This window comes from uncultured Tenacibaculum sp. (genome assembly GCF_947502995.1).
Classification (GTDB): Bacteria; Bacteroidota; Bacteroidia; order Flavobacteriales; family Flavobacteriaceae; genus Polaribacter.
In genome coordinates this window covers 1-872 of sequence record NZ_CANNBW010000059.1, presented here as the reverse complement: position 1 = coordinate 872, position 872 = coordinate 1, and the positions used below count along the sequence as shown (strand labels likewise).

Sequence of the window (872 nt, the reverse complement as noted above, 5' to 3'; positions counted from 1 at the left end):
ACTGCTGGTAAATCAGCAATTGTAACTGTATCTGTAAAACCACCACATCCGTTAGTATCCTCTATAAGAACATCATAAGTTCCTGCTGCTAATCCTGTAACTGGTGAAGTTGTACTACTTAAGAATGTAGCACTACTTGTTAATTTGTAGAAATAAACATATGAACCTGTTCCGCCTGTTGGATCTGTGAAACTAATGCTTCCTAAATTTGTTCCTCCTGTGGTTGTACAACTTAAATCTGTTGCACTTGCTCCTCCGCCTGTTAATGCTGCTGGAACAGTAATTGTTTCCGTAGTTGTAAAATTACAGCCTTCTGAATCTACAACTTCTATATTATAGGTACCATCTCCTAAACCTGTGAAGTTTTCTGATGTAGTTCCAACTCCTGTTCTTGTAATAGTAGAAGCACCTGTAATATTAATTGTATATGGTGGAGTTCCTTCTGAAACTGTAATACTTAAACTTCCTGTATCTGTAGAACAGCTTGGCTGAGTGTCTGTTACACTTGCTGTTACTGGTGTTACACTTCCTACTACAACATCTTGGAAAACTCCGCGACATCCATTACTATCTTCTACATAAACATCATAAGTTCCTGCTGCTCTATCAACAGAAGCATTACCTGCTGCAAAATCTCCTGCAACTGGTGTAACTCCGTCTGCAACTACTGCATAAACATAACCTGTTCCTGTTCCGCCTGCTCCTACTGAAGTTATTGTTCCTAAGTTACAATCCTCAGGAGTACTTGTAGCTGTTACAGTAACCTGTGGTAAGATTGTTGTGTTTACTGTATCTGTACATCCTTTATTGTCAATAACTTCTACTACATATGTATTGGCTCCTAATCCTGTAAAGGTATGACTCGTTCCTGT

Annotated in this window: 1 protein-coding gene; it reads right to left on the bottom strand. The window is 38.8% G+C overall.

The window, feature by feature from the left end:
- Positions 1-872 (bottom strand): PKD domain-containing protein (locus tag Q1A46_RS20720; RefSeq protein ID WP_373456524.1); only part of this gene is annotated, 872 nt, incomplete at both ends.